This window comes from Salicola sp. AFF1, assembly GCF_056783195.1.
In genome coordinates this window covers 1-18,627 of the sequence record NZ_JBXAYL010000009.1, presented here as the reverse complement: position 1 = coordinate 18,627, position 18,627 = coordinate 1, and the positions used below count along the sequence as shown (strand labels likewise).

Sequence of the window (18,627 nt, the reverse complement as noted above, 5' to 3'; positions counted from 1 at the left end):
TGCGGGGAAGCGCAGCGGGCACCAGGGAGTCCCAGTTATGAATCGTCTACCTCTGTTTACCTGTCTGGCGGCGGCCAGTCTTGCGCCGCTCTACGCGACAGCCCAGCAGGGTTCCGACACAACCCAAGTGGCCGCACTGACGCTGGACCCTCTGGTCGTCACCTCGACCCTGGGTGTGGAAACAACAGAAGAAAGCCTTTCCTCCGTAACGGTGATCGATTCCGAGGAGCTTGAGCAACGCAACCCCAAGGAATTGAGCCAGATCCTGCAGGGTCAGGCAGGGATCAACGTCACCTCCAGCGGGAGTTTCGGCAAGGCCACCAGTGTCTTTACCCGGGGTACGGGCAGTGAGTCCACCATACTGCTGCTTGACGGGATCCGGATCCGCTCCGCAACGCTGGGCAGCGCCCCCTGGCAATACATCCCCCCGCAACTGCTGCAGCGCATTGAAGTCGTGCGCGGGGCAAGAGGCTCCCTTTACGGTTCGGATGCTGTGGGAGGCGTTATCCAGGGATTCACCACGCCACGGGACGATCAGGACAAACAGTGGCTGGAGGTCGGCGGTGGTAGTTTCGCAACCCAGCAATATGGTGGCGGCATCAGCGGCCAATCCGGCGGCACCCGCTATAGTGTTCAGGGTCATTACATGGACACGGACGGAACCAACCTGCGTCCCGGTGGTGAGGACAAAGGCTTCCGGAATGCCGCCGGCACCTTCAACCTAAGCCACGAATTCAATAATGGGGCCTCAGTAGGCGTTGTTGGGCTTCACAGCAGCGGCAATACCGAGTTCTTCGGTGGTGAGACGGATTTCGACATGCGGACCCTGGGCCTCAAGGCGAGCACCCCCGTGATGGATCACTGGTCCACATCCGTCCAGCTGAGCGAGGCGCGTGACGAACAGGATAATGAGCGGGATTCCGGCGCCAGCTTCTTTGATACCCGCAGCCGCACGGCCCGCTGGGAGAATTCCTTTGCATGGGCTGATCATGAGCTTATCGCGGGGGCTGAATACCGCGTCGACGATGTGGACAGCAGCACGGCCTACGCCGAGGACAGCCGGGACAATACGGCCGCGTTTGCCCAGCTTCTGAGTGAGTTCGGGCCAGCCAGTCTTCAGGTCAGCGGGCGCTGGGATGACAATGAGGCATTTGGCGAAGAAACCACCGGCTCTATCGCCCTCGGGTACGACCTGGGATCCGTCTACAGCGCCCGGGCCAGTTATGGAACGGCCTTTCGTGCGCCCACCTTCAATGACCTCTATTACCCTGGCTTTGGCAACCCGGATCTGGACCCCGAAACCTCGGACACACTCGAGGTTGGATTCAGGGCCGACCATGACGCGCTGTTCTGGGATGTGGCTGTTTTCCGAACCGATATTGATGACCTGATCAGCGCCCAGCCGGATAACATCAGGCGTTCACGCATTGAAGGCGTGGAGCTGGCTGGTGGTTTTGAGGTTTCGGACGTTGAAATGAACGCTTCGTTTACGTTCCAGGACCCGGAAGACCGGTCCACCGGCAACCGGTTGCCCCGCCGTGCCAAGCGCACCATGAGGCTGGATGCTGATTACACACCAGCCAACTACCACCTGGGCGCGTCATTTGTCGCCGAGGGTGACCGTTACAACGACCAGGCCAACAGCAAGAAGCTTGCAGGGTTTGGCCGGCTTGATCTGAGCGCCGGCATGGATGTGACGTCTCTTTTGTCGGTCAGCCTGAATGTCGACAACGCCCTGGATCGGCGTTACAGCACAACCAGCCGGAGTTTTGCACCGTCCTTTGATTATCTTGCTGCTGGCAGGGCGGTATACGCCAGCATTCGTTATGGAGTGAAGTAATGCGACAAGGAATATGGATCCTCTTCCTGGTACTGGTGGCGCCCATGCTCCACGCCGCCACCATTGTGGGCATTGTCTCCGACCGCTCCTCGGTGGAAATGGCGGCTGGGGCGGAAAAGCACCTGGAAGCATTCCCGGAGCATGAGATCGTGCTGCGCACGCCCGAGCAGCTCAAAGACTATTCCGATGAGAAGATTGCCAGTCTTTGGGCGGATGCCGATGCCATGGTCCTGGCTGCTGTTTTCGGTGAAGAATCCGGTCGTATCCGGCGGCTGGTGCGGAACCAGGGGCCGGGCGCGGATGTGCCCATCATGGCCATGAACAGCAAGCGCGGGATTACACGCCTGTCGCGGCTGGATGGCGAACCGGTCATGGATGAGCTTTCGGACAAGACCATCAACGAGATGGTCTCCAACCCCGAGCCGGGGGAGGACCCTTCTGCCCACCTGGCGGACCAGCGTAAGGCCTACCCCGAGCAGTCCGAATGGCTGAAGGGCCGCGCCTTCTACCAGGGCCGAAGCCCCGAGCACATGGACGGGCTTTTCCGCTGGTTGCTCGCCCAGGCGGGTTACGACATCGAAGTGCCGGAACCCAAGCCCCGTGAAGCCATCCGCTATTACCGCAACGGCGAAGCCAGTTCCGACCCGGATTCACTGAATCTTGAGGAAGGGCCCGCCGTCGCCCTGCTCGACCTGGACTCCGGCGACCGCCCGGGCGACAAGGCGTTGCTCGACGACGCCTGCGAACAGATGGAAGAGCGCGGCATCCAGTGCTTCACCATCCTGGCGCGCTGGGGCGGGGCGAGCGTTGAGGCGGTGAAAACGCTCGAAGAACGCATCCAGCCCGCGACCCTGTCCGGCATCGTCAGCCTCCAGTACTTCACCGTCGGCGGCGGCGATGGCCGTGAAGCCGTGACCAAGGCGTTCAACAACCTGGACGTGCCCGTTATCAAGGGCATCCGCATTTCCAAGCTGACCAAGCCCGAGTGGCTGCTCTCCGATGAAGGGCTGCCCTGGGATTCGGTGCACTACCAGCTCGCCATGCCCGAACTCCAGGGCATCAGCCAGCCCATGGTGCTGTCCGTGGCCGAGCCGCCGCGCATTGATGAGCTGACGGGCGTGGAGCTCACGCTCACCACCCCGGTGGACGAACGCGTCAACGCTCTGGCCAACCGCATGGATCGGTGGGTAACGCTGCAGGAGAAGGACAACTCGGAGAAGCGCATCGCGCTGGTCTACTACAACCACCCGCCCGGCCGGCAGAACATCGGGGCGGACAAGCTCAACGTCCCCGAATCCCTGTTCGAGATCCTGCAGCGCCTGAAAGCGGAAGGCTACAAGACCGGCAAGCTGCCCGAATCCCCCGAGGCGCTACTGGATGAAATCCAGGACCGGGGCGTTAACCTGCCGGACCAGCAATCCGGCCTGAAAGACTTGGCCGGCAAGGTGCCATCAGTCAGCAAGGAAACCTACCTGGAGCGGTTCAAGAAGCTGCCGGAAGCCGTCCAGGCCGAAATGCAGCACGGCCCGGTGGGCTACCTCCACGCCCAGCTGAAAAACGCCGCCAACAACGGCCACACCAAGCTTGGCAACGACCTGCTCAAGAGCGGCGTGAAGGACCTGCGCCACATGCTGCGCAACTACGAGCACGACGCCACCCAGCGCGCCCTGGACCTGCTCGACCAGTACCAGACCGGCTGGCGCGCCGTGCTCCGCAACGAGACGGATTCCACGGAAAAGGTCACCAGCATCCGCGATGCCCTGATCCGCACCGGCATTCCCGGCCTCTCCGGCTGGGGTGAGGCGCCGGGCCGTTCCATGGTGTACGAAGGCGAGATGCTGTTCCCCGGCATCCACTTCGGCAACGTCTTCATCGGCCCGCAGCCGCCGCGTGGCTGGGAAGTGAGCGAGGAACTGCTGCACGCCAACACCACCTTCCCGCCCACGCACCAGTACGTCGGCTTCTACCAGTGGCTGCGCAAGGACTTTAACGCGGACGCGCTCGTCTACCTGGGCCGCCACTCAACGCGCGAGTTCCTGCCACGGCGCCGCGCCGGCCTGGCCGAGGACGACTACCCGGAACTGCTGGGCAAGGACCTCCCGCTCATCTACCCCTACATCGTTGACGGGGTGGGCGAGGGCATCCAGGCCAAGCGCCGCGCCATGGGCGTGATGATCAGCCACCTCACGCCGCCGCTGGAGACCACCAAGCTCTACGACAACCTGCTGGAACTGCGCCAGCTCGTTGAAACCTGGGAATCCTCCAACGACCCGGATTCCTCCGCCCGCGACCGTGCCGTTAAGGAACTGCGCAAGCGCCTCAAGGAACTGGACATGGTCCAGGACATCGAGAAGGAACTGGCCCACGGCCACCATCATGGCGAAGCGCATGACGAGGAAGAGGGCGAGCACGAGGAAGGCGAAGAACACCATCACGAGCATGAAACCGCCGAGACACCCGAAGGCGGGGGCGAGCATGCCCATGATCATGACCACGAGGATGGTGACCACCACGAGCACGAGCATCACCATGAAGCCGGTGGCGAAGTGGCTCACAAGGAGCAGGAACACCATCACGAGCATGAAGAAGCGGAACACCCGGAAGAGGGTGAGCACGCCCATCAGCATGCCCACGACGATGGCGATCAACACGGCCACGAACACCACCACGACGAGCACGAGGAAGAAGTCCACCTGGAAGACGTGGACGACGAACTCCTGGTGCACGAGGTGGGCCACTACCTGACCACCATGCAGGAAAGCTTCATGCCCCTGGGCCTGCACGTCTTCGGGCGTGACTGGGAACAGGAAGGCATCGAGACCATGCTCAGCTCCATGGCCGGCGACGACGAAGAACCCGAGCCGGAGTGGCGCGAGAAGCTTAAGGCCTCGCCCGGCGAAGAGATGGACCACCTGATGGCCGGCCTCGATGGCCGCTTCGTCCCACCGGGAGAGGGTAACGACCCCGTGCGCACGCCAGCGGTACTGCCCACGGGCCGCAACTTCCACGCCCTGTCCAGCGACCTGGTCCCGACCCGCGTCGCCTGGTCCCTGGGCGCGGAAATGGCCAAGGACGCCCGCACCAAGGGCGATCCCAAGGCCGAGGGCAGCGAAGCCATCGTCCTCTGGGCCTCGGACACCGTCCGTGATGAAGGCGTGATGATCGCCTTCGGCCTGGACATGCTCGGCATCAAGCCCAAGTGGAACTCCCGGGGCATCGTCGAAGGCCTCGAGCGCATGCCGCTGGAAGACCGCCACCGTCGCCGCGATGCGCTCTTCACCACCTCCGGCCTGTTCCGGGACCTCTACGAGGACCAGCTGGTACTGCTCGACCAGGCCTCCCGCCTGGCGCTGGATGGCGCCTACAAGACCATCATGGAAAAGCACCCTCAGCTGGACCGCGCCCTGGAAACGGCCATGGAACCGCTTCCCGAGGACATGCGAGATCCCGGCAATGAAAGTCTGGCCAAGAACGACGTCGCCGCCCGCTGGGTGGCCGACACCAAGGCCATGATGGCCAACGGCGCCAACGCCGAAAAAGCCGGCACCGACGCCGCCCTGCGCGTCTTCGGCACCGCCCCCGGCTCCTATGGCGCCGGCGTCAACCGCCTCGCGGACCGCTCCGGCGCCTGGGACAATCGTGGCAAGGTCGCCGACGCCTACACTCGCCGCATGGGCTACGCCTTCGGTGGCGACAAGCAGGGCGGCCGTCCCGCGCACGATGCGTTCAAGGATCGTCTGGATGACGTCGGCCGCACCTATCTCGGCCGCGCCAGCCACGTCTACGGCCTGCTCGACAACGACGACGGCTTCGATTTCCAGGGCGGCCTCTCCATGGCCGTGGAACACGAAACCGGCAAGGCCCCGGACAACCGCGTCCTCATGCACGCCGACCCCGACAACCCCAGGGTCGAATCCCTGCAACAGGCCCTGCTCAGCGAACTCCGCGGCCAGAACCTGAACCCGCAGTGGATCAAACCCCTGATGGAACAGGGCTATGCCGGCGCCAGAACCATGTCCGCCGACTTCCTCGACAACCTCTGGGGCTGGCAGGTCACAAGCCCGGACGTGGTCAAATCCGCCGTGTGGGACGACATCAACGAGGTCTACTTCGAGGACCGCCACAACCTGGGGCTGGACAAGTTCCTCGAAAAGGACCACAACGTCCACGTCAAAACCCACATGCAGGCCATCACCCTGGTCGCCGCCCACCGCGGCTTCTGGAAGCCGGATGAGGAAACCCTTAAGAAGCTGCGGAAAGACTTCGCCAAGCTTGTGGTTGAAAACGGCCTTCCCGGCAGCGGCCACACCAGGCCCGACCACCCCACCATGAAGTGGGTAGCGGAACAGTTGAGCGACGCCGAACTCAAAAAAGACTTCAAAGCCGTCCTCGAAGCGGCCCGCATGAAAGCCCAAAAGTCCAAGAAAACGGACCCGGCCAGCATGCGCGAAGTCGAAATGAAACAGAAACCCAAGCAACAGCAGGCCAAGAAACAGGCCCAACAACAGTCCAAGAAAGCCAAGAAGGAAAAGGCCTCCGCCGAAGGCGGCCAGGTCCTCCTCCCGTGGCTAATCGGCGCTGCCGTACTGGCCTTGCTCATTGGAGGGGTAGTGCGGGGCCGACGAGCCCGTTAAAGCTCTGCCCGCATGCAGGAGGGTGTGGGGGTGTTCGTAGGGAAACTCTTTCGCCATGAGTTAGGCCGAAAGGCCTAACGGGTTGCCATGGAAGGCAACCCTGGACCGGCGCGTGAAGCAGGACAGCGCAGCGCGACGGGCGACGGGTAGCCTACACGGACGTACTTGTGGCGGTTCCCGGAGAACACCCCCACACCCTCCGTCACTAATCATCAGTCTGGGACCAAAACTCCCGGACCAAACAGAATCCAAAGTTTAAGCGGAGATTCAGCAATGTTCACATCCGCAACACTCGACATCATGGACTCCATAGTCAGCTTCCTACTGGAGCCCGTTATCATCTCCCTGCTGGCCCTCATAGCCCTGGCCCTCTATGAAACCGGCCTGGCCATCGGCGAACGTACCGGCGGCCTTCAGCGCATGATCCAAAACGGCGACACCAACTCAATCGCCGCAAGAGCCCAACGCCGCATCGACCGAGCTGACCTCATCGCCAGAATCGGCCCCATGCTGGGCCTCATGGGCACCCTCATCCCACTGGGCCCCGGCCTGGCGGCCCTGGGCCGCGGCGAACTCGACCTCCTTGCCGAAGCCGTCACCGTCGCCTTCAACACCACCGTCCTCGGCCTGCTCGCCGGCATCATCGGCTTCATGCTCGGACGCGCCCGCCGGCGCTGGTATGATGGCGCCATGGCCGAACTGGAGGAGGCCCAGCCATGAGCATCCCCAGCTACCGGCGCAGCCGCTTCGACATCACCGACGAAGACCCCATGGGCCCGCTCGCCAACATGGCCGACATCATGCTCGTCTTCGCCGTCGGCCTGATGGTCGCACTGGCCGCCTCCGAAAGGGCCGACAACCCCATGGAAAGCGGCGTGGACGTGGAAGCCGGCCGCGAAATGCCCGAGCTGCCCAAGGGCGCCGGCGAATCCGGCGAAGGCTTCCAGCCCATGGGCCAGGTCTACCAGGACCCGGAAACCGGACGCATGATCATGATCGACAAAGGAAACAGCCAGTGACCCGGACGCTGCATGGACTCACCGCTATCGTGATTCTCGCTCTGGCCGCCACCACGGCGGCCCATGCGGAAGTCTGTGCCACGGACGACAAGGGCCGGGAGGTCTGTCTGGATGAGCCCGCTGAACGCATCATCAGCCTTTCCCCCGGCGCCACGGAACTGCTCTTTGCCGCCGGTGCCGGTGACGACGTGGCGGGTGTGGTCAACTACAGCGACTACCCGGAGGCCGCCAAGGAACTGCCCATTATCGGCAGCCTCAAGCGGCTGGATGTTGAGAAGATCCTCAGTCTCTCCCCGGACCTGGTCATCGCCTGGGTCACCGGGAACCCCAAGAGCCAGACCGAACAGCTGGAAGAACTGGGCCTGACCCTTTACTACCTGGAGCCACGGGATTTCGAGGGCATTGCCCGCTCCATCGAACGGCTCTCGGTGCTGGCGGATACGCAAAAGGCCGGGCGCCGCGAAGCCGAGCGCTTCCGTGATGGGATTGCCGACCTGCGCGCGGAATACGGCGATGCCGAACCGGTGCGCGTTTTCTACCAGGTCTGGGACCAGCCCCTCATGACGGTCAACGGCAAGCATTTCATCCACGAAGTGATCGAGCTCTGCGGCGGCGAGAACGTCTATGCTGGCTTGGACCGGCTGGTGCCGCGCATCGACCGGGAGTCCGTCCTGAACAAGAACCCAGAAGCCATCGTCGCCGGTGGCATGGGTGAAGAAAACCGCGACTGGCTCAAGGAATGGAAACAGTACGACTCGCTGACGGCCACGGAACGCGACAACCTCTTCTTCGTGCCCCCGTCCACCCTCCAGCGCCCCACGCCGAGGTTGCTCAAGGGCGGGCAGACCCTGTGCGAGAGACTGGAGACCGCGCGTGAACGCCGCTGACGCCGTCGCCCACCGTGCCAGCGCCTCCATGGCCGTTTCCGTCTTGCGCCCCTTCCTGCCGCTGGTCTGGCTGGGGCTCCTGGGCCTGCTGGCGTTGGGGTTGGCGGTGGCGATCGGCAGCGTGGCGATTGCGCCATCGGATTTCTGGGCGGTGGTCACAGGCGAGGGTAGCGAACTGCATCGCACCCTGATTTTCGAACTCCGCGCCCCGCGGGCCCTGGCCGGCTTCGCCACGGGCGGCCTGCTGGCGGTGGCCGGCGCCCTGATGCAGATCCTGCTGCGCAACCCGTTGGCGGACCCCTATGTGCTCGGCGTCTCCGGCGGTGCCTCCGTGGGCGCTTTGGCGGCCATGCTCGCGGGCATGGGCACCGCTGTTCTGTCCGGCTCCGCCTTCGTTGGGGCGCTGCTGTCCACCTTCCTGGTCTTCGGCCTGGCCCACGGCAGCGGCAGCTGGACGCCGGCCCGGTTGCTGCTTACCGGCATTGTGGTGGCCTCAGGCTGGGGCGCGGTCGTCACTCTGATGCTGGCCATCGGCCCCAAGGACAAGCTCCCGGGCATGCTCTACTGGCTCATGGGCGATCTCACTTACGCCCAGAGCCCGTGGCCGGCGCTGGTTCTGCTGGTCCTGGCCTGTCTGTTGGTGATCCCCCTCGGCCGCAGCCTCAACGTCCTCGCCCGGGGCCCGCTCCAGGCCGCCGCCCTGGGCGTGGCCGTGCGCCCGCTGGAATGGACCATCTACATCCTCGCCAGCCTGCTGACCGCGCTGGCCGTCACCACCGCCGGCAGCATTGGTTTCGTGGGCCTGGTCGTGCCGCACATGCTCCGGCTCGTGCTCGGCAATGACCAACGCCTCATCCTGCCGGCCTGCGCCCTGGCCGGCGGCGCACTGCTCACGCTGGCGGACACGCTCGCGCGCATCGTCATCGCACCGGAACAGCTCCCCGTGGGCGTGATCACCGCGCTGCTGGGCGTGCCGACCTTCCTCGTGCTGCTGTACCGGAGCCGCTGATGAGCACGCTGGAGACCCGTGACCTCATCATCGACATTCCCGAGCGCGCCGACGGCCGCCCGCTGGACCTGCGTATGGAACCCGGTCAGACTTGGGGCATCCTCGGCCCCAACGGCGCCGGCAAAAGCACCCTGCTGCACACCCTCGGCGGCCTTAACCGCCCGAGGAGCGGGGAAGTGCGGATCGACGACACACCCCTGCAGCAACTGCGGCGCAGGACCATCGCCCGCCAGCTGGGCCTCGTCTTCCAGGAACGCCAGGACGGCTTCCCTGCCACCGTCCTCGAGACGGCCCTCATCGGCCGCCACCCGTTCCTCTCACCCTGGCAGCTCGAAGGCGGCAACGACCTCGAAATGGCCGAAAAGGCCCTGGAGCGCCTGGAACTCAGTGACCTGGCGGATCGCCCCGTGAGCACCCTCTCCGGCGGCGAACGACAGCGGGTGGCCCTGGCCACGGCCCTGACTCAGAACCCGGACATCTGGCTCGCCGATGAGCCTACCAACCACCTGGACCTCCGCCACCAGGTGGCCGTGATGGAACTGCTCTCCGGGCAGGCCAGGGCAGGGCACACCGTTGTGATGTGCCTCCACGATCTCAACCTAGCCGCCCGCTGGTGCGACCACCTCCTGCTCCTGTACCCGGACGGCGAAGCCTGCTGGGGCGAGGCTGAAAGCATGCTCCAACCCGGCGCCCTCGAAAACCTATACGGCCAACCCCTCACAAGGGCAGAGGTGGAGGGGGCGCCGGTTTTTGTTCCGGCTTAGCAGCAGTAAAGCTGAATTCAGGCAGATTGCAGTACCAGTGCAGTCTTCGAGCCATAGCCAGAAAGATCGGATGCAGCAGTCGCACAGTCTCGCGTGAGATCCGGCGCAACTGCACTGGCGCCGGCGAATAAAACGGGGTGGAGGGCTAAATTGCCAAAGAAGATCGGTCTGGAACCATCAGCCCTGCAAAGAGCGGCCCAGATTGACCGGATTCATTCCCCTTGATACTGTCCAGATCCCTTGTAGGTGCTCCGCCAACGTGTCGGGCGGGGTGAAACGGGAAGCCGGTGCGCCCAGCCAAGCAACAGGGTCATTCCGGCGCTGCCCCCGCAACGGTGATTGAGTGAAGGCGGCTCACACGCCACTGTGCTGAAAACGCATGGGAAGGCGGTCGCCCAGGGACCATGATCTCTGCTCATCAGCCCGTAGACCGGCCTGCAGGAACGCCATGGGTTGCGGTGGGCAACGACGGGCCGGTGGACTCTCTTCAGCACCTTCCCGCTGCATCTTCCTCCGCCTGCTCCCTGACACCGCGTTCCCTGTGTTTGGCCTAAAGACGTTTCGGTCACACGAAGCCATACCTTTCGCTCAGGAACTGAAATGACAAATTCAGGCCAGCAGCAAGAGATCATCAAGGGCACCACCGCCGCCCCGGAATAGTGGTTCACGCATAGATCATTATCTGGTTTAATGATCCATATATAAAACACATAAGACATAGCATGACTGAACAACACCCCTATTCACGCGCCACCCGCGAAACCATGGCACTCCTGGCCAGTCAGATCCGCCTGTATCGAACCGAGAAGGGCATGACCGCTGGCGAAGTGGCCACCCGTGCCGGCGTATCCAGGGGCCTTGTTCAGCGCATGGAAAAAGGCGACCTCCGTTGCCGCATCGGCGCCGTCCTCGAAGTCGCCCATATCGTCGGGGTTCCGCTTTTCAGCGAGGATCCAACCGAACGGCAACGCCATCTGAAACAGACCGAAGACAAGCTGGACCTGCTCCCGGCACGGGTCCGACCACCCAGAAGGTCGATCGACGATGACTTCTGAGATCCTGCAGGCAACGACCGCGTTTGTCTGGTTCTGGCTTCCGGGCCAAATAGAACCGGTGGTCGCCGGCCGTCTGGATCAGGACGGCAAGCAGCTTGTCTTCACCTATGCCAGAAGCTATCTGGAACGCACCGATGCCATCCCGCTTTTCCCGGAGGAATTGCCCCTGCAGCGCGGCCCGCAACTGCCGCTGTCTGGCCTGATGATGCCGGGTTGCCTCCGGGACGCCGCGCCCGACGCCTGGGGTCGCCGCATCATTATCAACCGTTTTTCAAGTGAGCCTAACGAACTCGGCTACCTGCTAGCCTCCGGTTCGGACCGGATCGGCGCACTGGACTTCCAGTCCTCGGCCACCGAATACGTACCACGGGGTCCACGCAATGCGGCGCTTGAGGAACTCGTGGCTTCGGCGGAAAGGGTCGAGCAAGGGCTTCCTTTTAACCCTGAGCTGGACCAGGCACTGTTTCACGGAACCTCCATTGGCGGCGCACGACCCAAGGCACTGATAGAGGACGGCGATCGCAAGTTCGTTGCCAAGTTCTCATCCTCCACCGACCTCTACAGCATCGTGAAAGCGGAATTCATCGCTATGAGGCTTGCAGCTCAGGCGGGATTGAACGTCGCACCGGTCTCGCTCGTCCAGGCCGCTGGAAAGGACGTGCTTCTGGTGGAGCGCTTTGACCGAACAAGGAGCGAACAAGGCTGGCAACGTCATGCAGTGATCTCGGCACTGACCTTGTTCGAACTCGACGAACTCATGGCCCGCTACGCCAGTTACGAAGACCTGGCCGAGCGTATCCGCCACCGTTTCCATGATCCGGAACCGATGCTGCGCGAACTTTTCTCACGGCTGGTGTTCAACATCCTCACCGGCAACACGGATGACCACGCACGGAATCACGCAGCGTTCTGGAATGGCGAAACCTTCGAACTGACTCCGGCCTACGACATCTGCCCCCAACCCCGAACCGGCAATGAAGCCACCCAGGCCATGCTGATCCGCAACAGCGAGCGCGCAAGTCAGCTGAACCTGTGCCTGAATGTTGCACACCAATACCTGCTCTCCCGGGAAGACGCACTCAACATCATGGAGCACCAGATCCGCGTGATCAGCGAGCATTGGGAAAGCACATGCGAAGAAGCGGCACTGCCGACCGCTGAGCGCACCCGGTTCATGGGACGCCAATTCCTCAATCCATTCATTTTTGAGGGACTCCCCGAAGAGGCCAGCCATCTTCAAACAGCGGCTGAAAGAGGGAAGGGCAGTTAGGCCAGGCTTGAAAACATCAGCCAGTAACCAATTCAAAGCGTGAGGGAGCAGGTCCCCGCTCCCTCACAAAGCACGGAGTTAAACCGATGACCAATCCAGATCAGACGATAAAAGGCACAACAGCGGCAGCGATGATCACAGCACCGGGATCGGGCCACGGCAAATCCATGGTCACCGCCGCTCTGGCACGCCTCCACAAAAACGAAGGCCGCACCGTGCGCGTGTTCAAACACGGGCCCGACTACCTGGACCCCATGGTCCTCGAAAGAGCCTCCGGCAACCCCGTCTACCAGATCCACGGCTGGATGACCGGCATGGACGAAGTCCGCTGGCGCCTCGCCGAAGCCGCCCAGACCGCCGATCTGATCCTGGTCGAAGGCTCCATGGGCCTGTTCGACGGCGACCCCAGCACCGCCGACATGGCCGTCGCCTGCGGCATCCCCGCGCTGCCCGTCATCGGCGCCAACGCCATGGGCCAAACCTTCGGCGCCATCGCCCTCGGCCTCGCCCGCTACCGCGATGATCTGGAAGTGAAGGAAGTCATCGCCAACCGCACCGGCAGCGGCTACCACGCCCACCTGTGCAAGGAGAGCCTCCCGGAAGACATCAGCCTCCTCGGCGCCATCCCAAGAAATGAGTCCTTCGACATCCCCGACCGCCACCTCGGCATCGTCCAGGCCGACGAAATCACCGACCTCGACCAACAACTCGACGCCGCCGCCGACGTCCTCAAAGAAGCCGGCCTCGACCAACTCCCGGCCCAGGTCACCCTGGAAGCCACGGTCCCGGAGCAACCCCCGAAACTGCTCGAAGGCACCACCATCGCCATCGCCCAGGACGCCGCCTTCGCCTTCATCTACCGGGGCAACACCGAACTCCTCGAAGCCATGGGCGCCACCCTAAGGTTCTTCTCCCCCCTCGCGGATCAGGAACTCCCGGACGCCGACGCCCTCTGGCTCCCCGGTGGCTACCCTGAACTCCACGGCCGCGCACTGGCCGCAAACACCGCCATGAAAGCCGCCATCCAGGCCCACCACCAGGCCGGCAAACCCATCTACGCCGAATGCGGCGGCCTCATGGCCTGCACCGAAACCCTGGTGGACCCTGAAGACGGCACCGAACACAGCCTCTACGCCCTCATGCCCGGCCGGGTCTCCATGGCCCCCAAACGCAAAGCCCTGGGCATCCAATCCCTCAACACCGACAATGGCGAACTGAGAGGCCACACCTTCCACCACTCCGAACTCGAAACGGAACTGGAACCGGCCATGAGAACGACCAAGAAAAACGGCAGTGAAGGGGAGCGCGTGTTCAAACAAGGCTCACTGACCGCGAGCTACTTCCACGGCTACTTCCCTTCGGCCCCGAAACTAGTAGCAGCTTTTTTCAAAGCTGGATAAACCCAAACGGTATGAGGGTGGGAGCCGGTAGTCCTGAGCGGGAAACTCGGTCGCCATGGATGGCGACCGCGTAGCGTCCATGGATGGATTTATAGCGGTTCCCGATCAGGACTACCGGCTCCCGCCCTGGCACTGACTCAAAAGGCTAGGAGAGAACACAATGCGAGAGAACGCAAAAGACCCCGAACGCCACGCCAAACGCATGGCCAAAAAGAAACAGGTCATGGAAGAACGCATGGCCAACGCCCAGAAAGACCAGGGCGTGCTACTCGTAACCACCGGCAACGGCAAAGGCAAAAGCTCCTCCGGCTTCGGCATGGCCGCCAGAGCCCTCGGCCACGGCATGAAAGTCGGCATCGTCCAGTTCATCAAAGGCAAAATGCAAACCGGCGAAGAACGCTTCTTCCGCGATCTGCCCAACGTCGACTACCACGTCATGGGCCAGGGCTACACCTGGGACACCCAGGACCGCGAGAAAGACGTCGAAGCTGCCGAAAACGCCTGGAAAGAAGTCCAGCGCATGCTCCAGGACGACAGCTACGGCCTGGTACTGCTCGACGAACTCAACATCGTTCTGCGCAACGAATACCTCGACCTCGACCAGGTCCTGGACGACCTCCAGAACCGCCCCGAGATGCAGCACGTCGTCATCACCGGCCGCAACGCCCCCAAGGAACTCATCGAACTGGCCGACACCGTCACCGACATGCAGATCGTCAAGCACGCCTTCAAAGACCTCGGCGTCCGCGCCCAGAAAGGAGTGGAGCTGTAACATGCAATCGCTGATGGTCATGGGCACCACCTCGGACTCCGGCAAAAGCACCATCGTCGCCGCCCTCTGCCGCTGGCTCCACCGCCAGGGCGTCTCCGTGGCCCCGTTCAAGCCCCAGAACATGGCCCTGAACAGCGCCGTCACCGAAGACGGCGGCGAGATCGGCCGCTCCACCGCCCTCCAGGCCCTGGCCTGCGGCATCGAACCGCACAGCGACATGAACCCCGTGCTCCTCAAACCCCAGACCGACCGTGGCGCCCAGGTCATCCTGAGAGGGCAGGTCTACGGCAACATGGACGCCGTCGACTACCACGGCTTCAAGAAAGAAGCCCGCAAGAGCGTCATGGCCGCCTGGGAAGCGCTCAAGGCCCGCTACGACGTCATCATCGTCGAAGGCGCCGGCAGCCCCGCCGAAATCAACCTGCGCGAAAACGACATCGCCAACATGGGCTTCGCCGAAGCCGCCGACCTGCCCGTACTGCTCGTCGGCGACATCGACCGCGGTGGCGTCTTCGCCCAGCTCGTCGGCACCCTCCAGCTCCTGTCCCAGTCCGAACGCGACCGCGTCACCGGCCTGCTCATCAACCGCTTCCGCGGCGACCCGGCCCTGCTCGAAGACGGCCTCAAATGGCTCGAAGACCACACCGGCAAACCCGTCGTCGGCGTCTTCCCCTACCTCCAGGGCCTCATCCTGGACGCTGAAGACAGCGTCGGCCTCACCGGCACCGAGGCCGACGAAGACGCCCTCAAGGTCGTCATTCCCGCGCTCCCGAGAATGAGCAACCACAACGACTTCGACCCCCTGCGCCTCCACCCCAAGGTGGATCTCCAGTTCATCGGCCCCGACCAACCCAAACCCGGCGCCGACCTCATCATCCTCCCCGGCAGCAAGAGCACCCGGGCCGACCGCGAATGGCTCAAGGCCCAGAGCTGGGATGAACACATCCAGTGGCATCTGCGTTATGGTGGAAAGGTGCTCGGGATCTGTGGGGGATTCCAGATGCTGGGCAAAACCATTGCCGACCCGGACGGCATCGAAGGCGAGCCCGGCGAGACCGAAGGGCTGAATCTACTCGATCTTGAGACGCGGCTGGTCGAAGGGAAGCAGCTCCGGCGGGTGAGCGGGGTGTTTGCGGAAAGCGGGACGCCGATGAGTGGGTATGAGATTCATAACGGGGTGACGACGGGGAGTGCGTTGGAGCGGCCTCTGCTCTCGGTTGAGGGTAGGCCGGATGGGGCAGCGAGTGACGATCAGGCCATAGCCGGCTGTTACATCCACGGACTGTTTGATGAAGCGAAGGCCTGCGACACGCTGCTGTCTTGGGCAGGCATGCCCAACCAGCACGCGGAAGCGGACTACCAGGAGCACCGTTTAGCGGAGTTGGATCGCTTGGCTGAGGCTGTGGAGGAGCATCTTATGACAGAGGCTTTGAGCGCCCAATAGTTTCAAGCGGACTTAGTTATCCAACTCTATAGCAACCAGTTGTTCCTGGTTGCTTAGGTAGAGAGTTGTCCCGTCCCAGCTCTTGAAACTGGAGCGCTTGTCGAGAGTAAAAGCTTCGTCTCCGGTATACTTGAACCTCCCCTGATACCAGAGGCCGCCGTTATGCCCGTAGCGGATCGAACCGGTATAGATGCCATCGTTATCGGTTTCGGAGAGCTCAACGAAGACACCGCCATCCGCGCCGCCCACCCAGATTGCTTCTTCAGAAACCGTATCTGGTTTTTGGGGTGCTTGAGTTGCCTCACCGTTGGATTGGACGTCGCACGCCGCGAGTAGAACTGCCAATAACAGCGCCCAGAATCTCATCTCTGAATCTCCCCGATTCCCTCGATCTTCAGGGTTTGGGTCTCTGGTGAATAGTCCAGATCCCGGTAATCATCCCTGAACTCGCCGATATAGGAATTGGGCCGTGGGTCGACCATCCATGGAGTTTCCTTGCCCGCAGCCTCAACGGCTCGTTTGACGAAGTGGATGCAGCTGTTCGAAGTGACACTGTACGGGGTGCGGTCCGGCTTGCCGTTTTTCTGCTTGCGGGCGTGTAGCTTTTTGTGCACTTTTTCAAAGACGTCTTCAGCTTCGAGAAAAACGCCTTGAATGCGCCCACCCTTGCCGGTGGTTCGTGAGATTTTTCGAAGAGGTGCTACCAGTGATTTCGGGATGACCCCGTTCTGGTTAACCTGTGCATCGGGAAGACGAATCCGACGTACGATACCCCGGTTGGCCGCATCGTAGCGACCGTACTCGTAATATTTCGTGAGACCGTTCCGGCCGTTGATCAGGAGGATGCCTGCATGGCCGAGGTTGGAGAGCTTCCGCCTACTTTTTTCGATCTTGACGTTATCGAACTCGAAATACGGCAGTGCATCAATACTGGCGCTGGGAGTCTCGACGGAAATCTTGTAATCGGGGAATACGATTGGGATGAGCACGTCCTTCATGCCTGTCTACCTTCCTTGGGGTGTCGATCAGTAGCTGAAATTTGTCCGGCGGGCTGACCCTACCAAAAACAAAAGTTGCGAGATTGTTTTCCGATTGACCCTCAATGTCAAGTGGAGCAGGGGGGACTCGGCCCCGATCAACCGAAACCCGGCGCCGACCTCATCATCCTCCCCGGCAGCGAAAGCACCTGAGCCGACCGCGAATGGCTCAAAGCCCAGGGCTGGGACGAACACATCCAGCGGCATCTGCGTTATGGTGGAAAGGAGGTCGGGATCTGTGGGGGATTCCAGATGCAGGGCCGAACCATCGCCGACCCGGACGGCATCGAAGGTGAGCCCGGCGAAACCAAAGGGCTGAACCTGCTGGATCTTGAGACGCGTCTGGTGCAAGGGAACCAGCTGCGGCGGGTGACCGGAGTGTTTGCGGAAAGCGGGACGCCAATGAGTGGGTATGAGATTCATGACGGGGTGACGACCGGGAGTGCGTTGGAGTGGCCGTTGGTGTCACTGGATGGGCAGCCGGATGGGGCGGTTAGCCAGGATCAGGCCATCGCTGGCTGCTACATCCATGGCGTGTTCGATGACGCAAACGCCTGCGACACCCTGCTGATATGGGCCGGCCTACAAAACGATCAAGCAATCACTGATTATCAGCAGCACAGATTGGCAGAGCTGGACCGGCTGGCTGATGCTGTGACGGAGCATGTTAGCGCGGACCTGCTGTAACAGGACTGACGCTATACCGCTGGCACCTCGAGTTCGACCCTACCGTTGTCTGTGCGAAAAAGGGGAATTCAACAGATTCCATAGACCGAACTCCGGCCATCGGCTAGGCTGTTGCTTTGAGGACCAAAAGCGTCACAGGCAGAGGCCCGCAACGATGGTGTTATTCAGAACGCTTGTATATTCAATCGTGCGGAATTCGGTCTAATCTCTGTTATGTAGACCTTGCGTCTTTCTATAGGGGGGTAAATGGCAAAGTACGAACCAAACCAAAGAATAAAATTAGCATATAAATTAGAAGGTTGGTCGTATGAGAGTGGTAGTCAGTCTGAGTTGAAGCGAACTGGCGAAAAGGTTCTGCCTTCTGAATATACGCAGGATATGGAGGGCAAGATATTTTGCCCGGGTTGTTTCACCAATCTGATCCGGGTTCCGAAGGAAACCGACTACTTTTCAAATGGACGCGATGCCTACTTTGCCCATTTGCGGACGTATAAACACGTCAAATGCGATCTCCGAGTAAAGCGCTCTGAAGGCAAAAAATTTGACACTTATGAAGAGGCTCAAAAGGCTATTGATGACGAGAATTTGGTCATCGTATCTGGGTTCTTGCAAGAAAAACCTCAAGGCCAAAAAGATCCCGCTGGAGTTTATGACGAAACCCCTGTTGAGGATATAAATGGCCCTGTATCTAAGGTGCCAATAGCGCGCCACTCTGGTGAGTCATTTTCCTTACCTAGGAGTCTGCGCGGCAGAAGATTTTAGGTCCCGGTTTGAGTCGAGTGGGTCAGTATCCAGCCGGGATTGCTTCC

Annotated in this window: 16 protein-coding genes, 1 pseudogene and 1 riboswitch; of the genes and pseudogenes, 15 read left to right on the top strand and 2 right to left on the bottom strand. The window is 61.9% G+C overall.

All coding sequences use genetic code 11. From position 1 onward, the window contains the following. Nucleotides 1–37: 37 nt before the first annotated feature. The 13 genes from AC1RQI_RS07795 to AC1RQI_RS07735 all read left to right on the top strand — a co-directional run bounded on the left by AC1RQI_RS07795 (nucleotide 38) and on the right by AC1RQI_RS07735 (nucleotide 16,094). Nucleotides 38–1,840: a TonB-dependent receptor domain-containing protein gene (locus AC1RQI_RS07795; RefSeq protein ID WP_481904297.1), complete on the top strand. Its 1,803-nt coding sequence runs from the start codon at nucleotides 38–40 to the stop codon at nucleotides 1,838–1,840. After that, a complete protein-coding gene (locus AC1RQI_RS07790; RefSeq protein ID WP_481904296.1) occupies nucleotides 1,840–6,474 on the top strand; it encodes a cobaltochelatase subunit CobN in 4,635 nt (1,544 codons plus the stop codon). The genes AC1RQI_RS07795 and AC1RQI_RS07790 overlap by 1 nt, the downstream gene beginning before the upstream one ends. 273 nt (nucleotides 6,475–6,747) lie before the next feature. After that, nucleotides 6,748–7,194, top strand: coding sequence for a MotA/TolQ/ExbB proton channel family protein (locus tag AC1RQI_RS07785; RefSeq protein ID WP_481904295.1), 447 nt, complete (start codon nucleotides 6,748–6,750; stop codon nucleotides 7,192–7,194). Beyond that, nucleotides 7,191–7,493, top strand: a complete 303-nt coding sequence (locus AC1RQI_RS07780; RefSeq protein ID WP_416632465.1) for a DUF2149 domain-containing protein — start codon at nucleotides 7,191–7,193, stop codon at nucleotides 7,491–7,493. The genes AC1RQI_RS07785 and AC1RQI_RS07780 overlap by 4 nt, the downstream gene beginning before the upstream one ends. After that, nucleotides 7,490–8,380, top strand: coding sequence for a cobalamin-binding protein (locus AC1RQI_RS07775; RefSeq protein WP_481904294.1), 891 nt, complete (start codon nucleotides 7,490–7,492; stop codon nucleotides 8,378–8,380). The genes AC1RQI_RS07780 and AC1RQI_RS07775 overlap by 4 nt, the downstream gene beginning before the upstream one ends. 28 nt (nucleotides 8,381–8,408) lie before the next feature. Beyond that, nucleotides 8,409–9,389 carry a FecCD family ABC transporter permease gene (locus AC1RQI_RS07770; protein WP_481904396.1) on the top strand — a complete coding sequence of 327 codons (981 nt, stop codon included), beginning with the start codon at nucleotides 8,409–8,411 and terminating at the stop codon, nucleotides 9,387–9,389. Further along, complete coding sequence (locus AC1RQI_RS07765) at nucleotides 9,389–10,153, top strand: ABC transporter ATP-binding protein (RefSeq protein ID WP_481904293.1); 765 nt, start codon at nucleotides 9,389–9,391, stop codon at nucleotides 10,151–10,153. The genes AC1RQI_RS07770 and AC1RQI_RS07765 overlap by 1 nt, the downstream gene beginning before the upstream one ends. A 26-nt stretch (nucleotides 10,154–10,179) precedes the next feature. Continuing rightward, nucleotides 10,180–10,284 (top strand): helix-turn-helix domain-containing protein, encoded by a 105-nt coding sequence (locus tag AC1RQI_RS07760; protein WP_481904292.1) that lies wholly within the window; start codon nucleotides 10,180–10,182, stop codon nucleotides 10,282–10,284. A 96-nt stretch (nucleotides 10,285–10,380) separates the two neighbouring features. Then, nucleotides 10,381–10,606, top strand: a riboswitch (cobalamin riboswitch). 269 nt (nucleotides 10,607–10,875) lie between these two features. Further along, entirely contained in the window at nucleotides 10,876–11,208 is a 333-nt protein-coding gene (locus tag AC1RQI_RS07755) for a helix-turn-helix transcriptional regulator (protein WP_481904291.1), read from the top strand. Further along, the gene (locus tag AC1RQI_RS07750; protein WP_481904290.1) at nucleotides 11,198–12,478 is read left to right on the top strand and encodes a type II toxin-antitoxin system HipA family toxin; all 1,281 of its coding nucleotides are present in this window, start codon (nucleotides 11,198–11,200) and stop codon (nucleotides 12,476–12,478) included. The genes AC1RQI_RS07755 and AC1RQI_RS07750 overlap by 11 nt, the downstream gene beginning before the upstream one ends. 86 nt (nucleotides 12,479–12,564) lie before the next feature. Next, nucleotides 12,565–13,878, top strand: coding sequence for a cobyrinic acid a,c-diamide synthase CobB (locus tag AC1RQI_RS07745; RefSeq protein ID WP_481904289.1), 1,314 nt, complete (start codon nucleotides 12,565–12,567; stop codon nucleotides 13,876–13,878). 160 nt (nucleotides 13,879–14,038) lie between these two features. Beyond that, a complete protein-coding gene (gene cobO, locus AC1RQI_RS07740) occupies nucleotides 14,039–14,650 on the top strand; it encodes a cob(I)yrinic acid a,c-diamide adenosyltransferase (RefSeq protein WP_481904288.1) in 612 nt (203 codons plus the stop codon). A gap of 1 nt (nucleotide 14,651) precedes the next feature. Further along, entirely contained in the window at nucleotides 14,652–16,094 is a 1,443-nt protein-coding gene (locus tag AC1RQI_RS07735) for a cobyric acid synthase (protein ID WP_481904287.1), read from the top strand. 12 nt (nucleotides 16,095–16,106) lie between these two features. Here the strand turns inward: AC1RQI_RS07735 and AC1RQI_RS07730 are convergent, their stop codons facing one another. Together AC1RQI_RS07730 and AC1RQI_RS07725 are read right to left on the bottom strand one after the other, a co-directional pair. After that, on the bottom strand, nucleotides 16,107–16,460 hold the full coding sequence (locus AC1RQI_RS07730; RefSeq protein ID WP_481904286.1) for a hypothetical protein: 354 nt from the start codon (nucleotides 16,458–16,460) through the stop codon (nucleotides 16,107–16,109). Next, complete coding sequence (locus tag AC1RQI_RS07725; protein ID WP_481904285.1) at nucleotides 16,457–17,092, bottom strand: hypothetical protein; 636 nt, start codon at nucleotides 17,090–17,092, stop codon at nucleotides 16,457–16,459. The genes AC1RQI_RS07730 and AC1RQI_RS07725 overlap by 4 nt, the downstream gene beginning before the upstream one ends. Before the next feature lie 207 nt (nucleotides 17,093–17,299). On the opposite strand from AC1RQI_RS07725, the pseudogene AC1RQI_RS07720 reads away from it, so the two are divergent. After that, nucleotides 17,300–17,818: pseudogene (locus tag AC1RQI_RS07720) on the top strand (cobyric acid synthase); the annotation flags it as partial. Between the two features lie 246 nt (nucleotides 17,819–18,064). After that, nucleotides 18,065–18,580, top strand: coding sequence for a hypothetical protein (locus AC1RQI_RS07715; RefSeq protein WP_481904284.1), 516 nt, complete (start codon nucleotides 18,065–18,067; stop codon nucleotides 18,578–18,580). The last annotated feature ends 47 nt before the right edge of the window (nucleotides 18,581–18,627 follow it).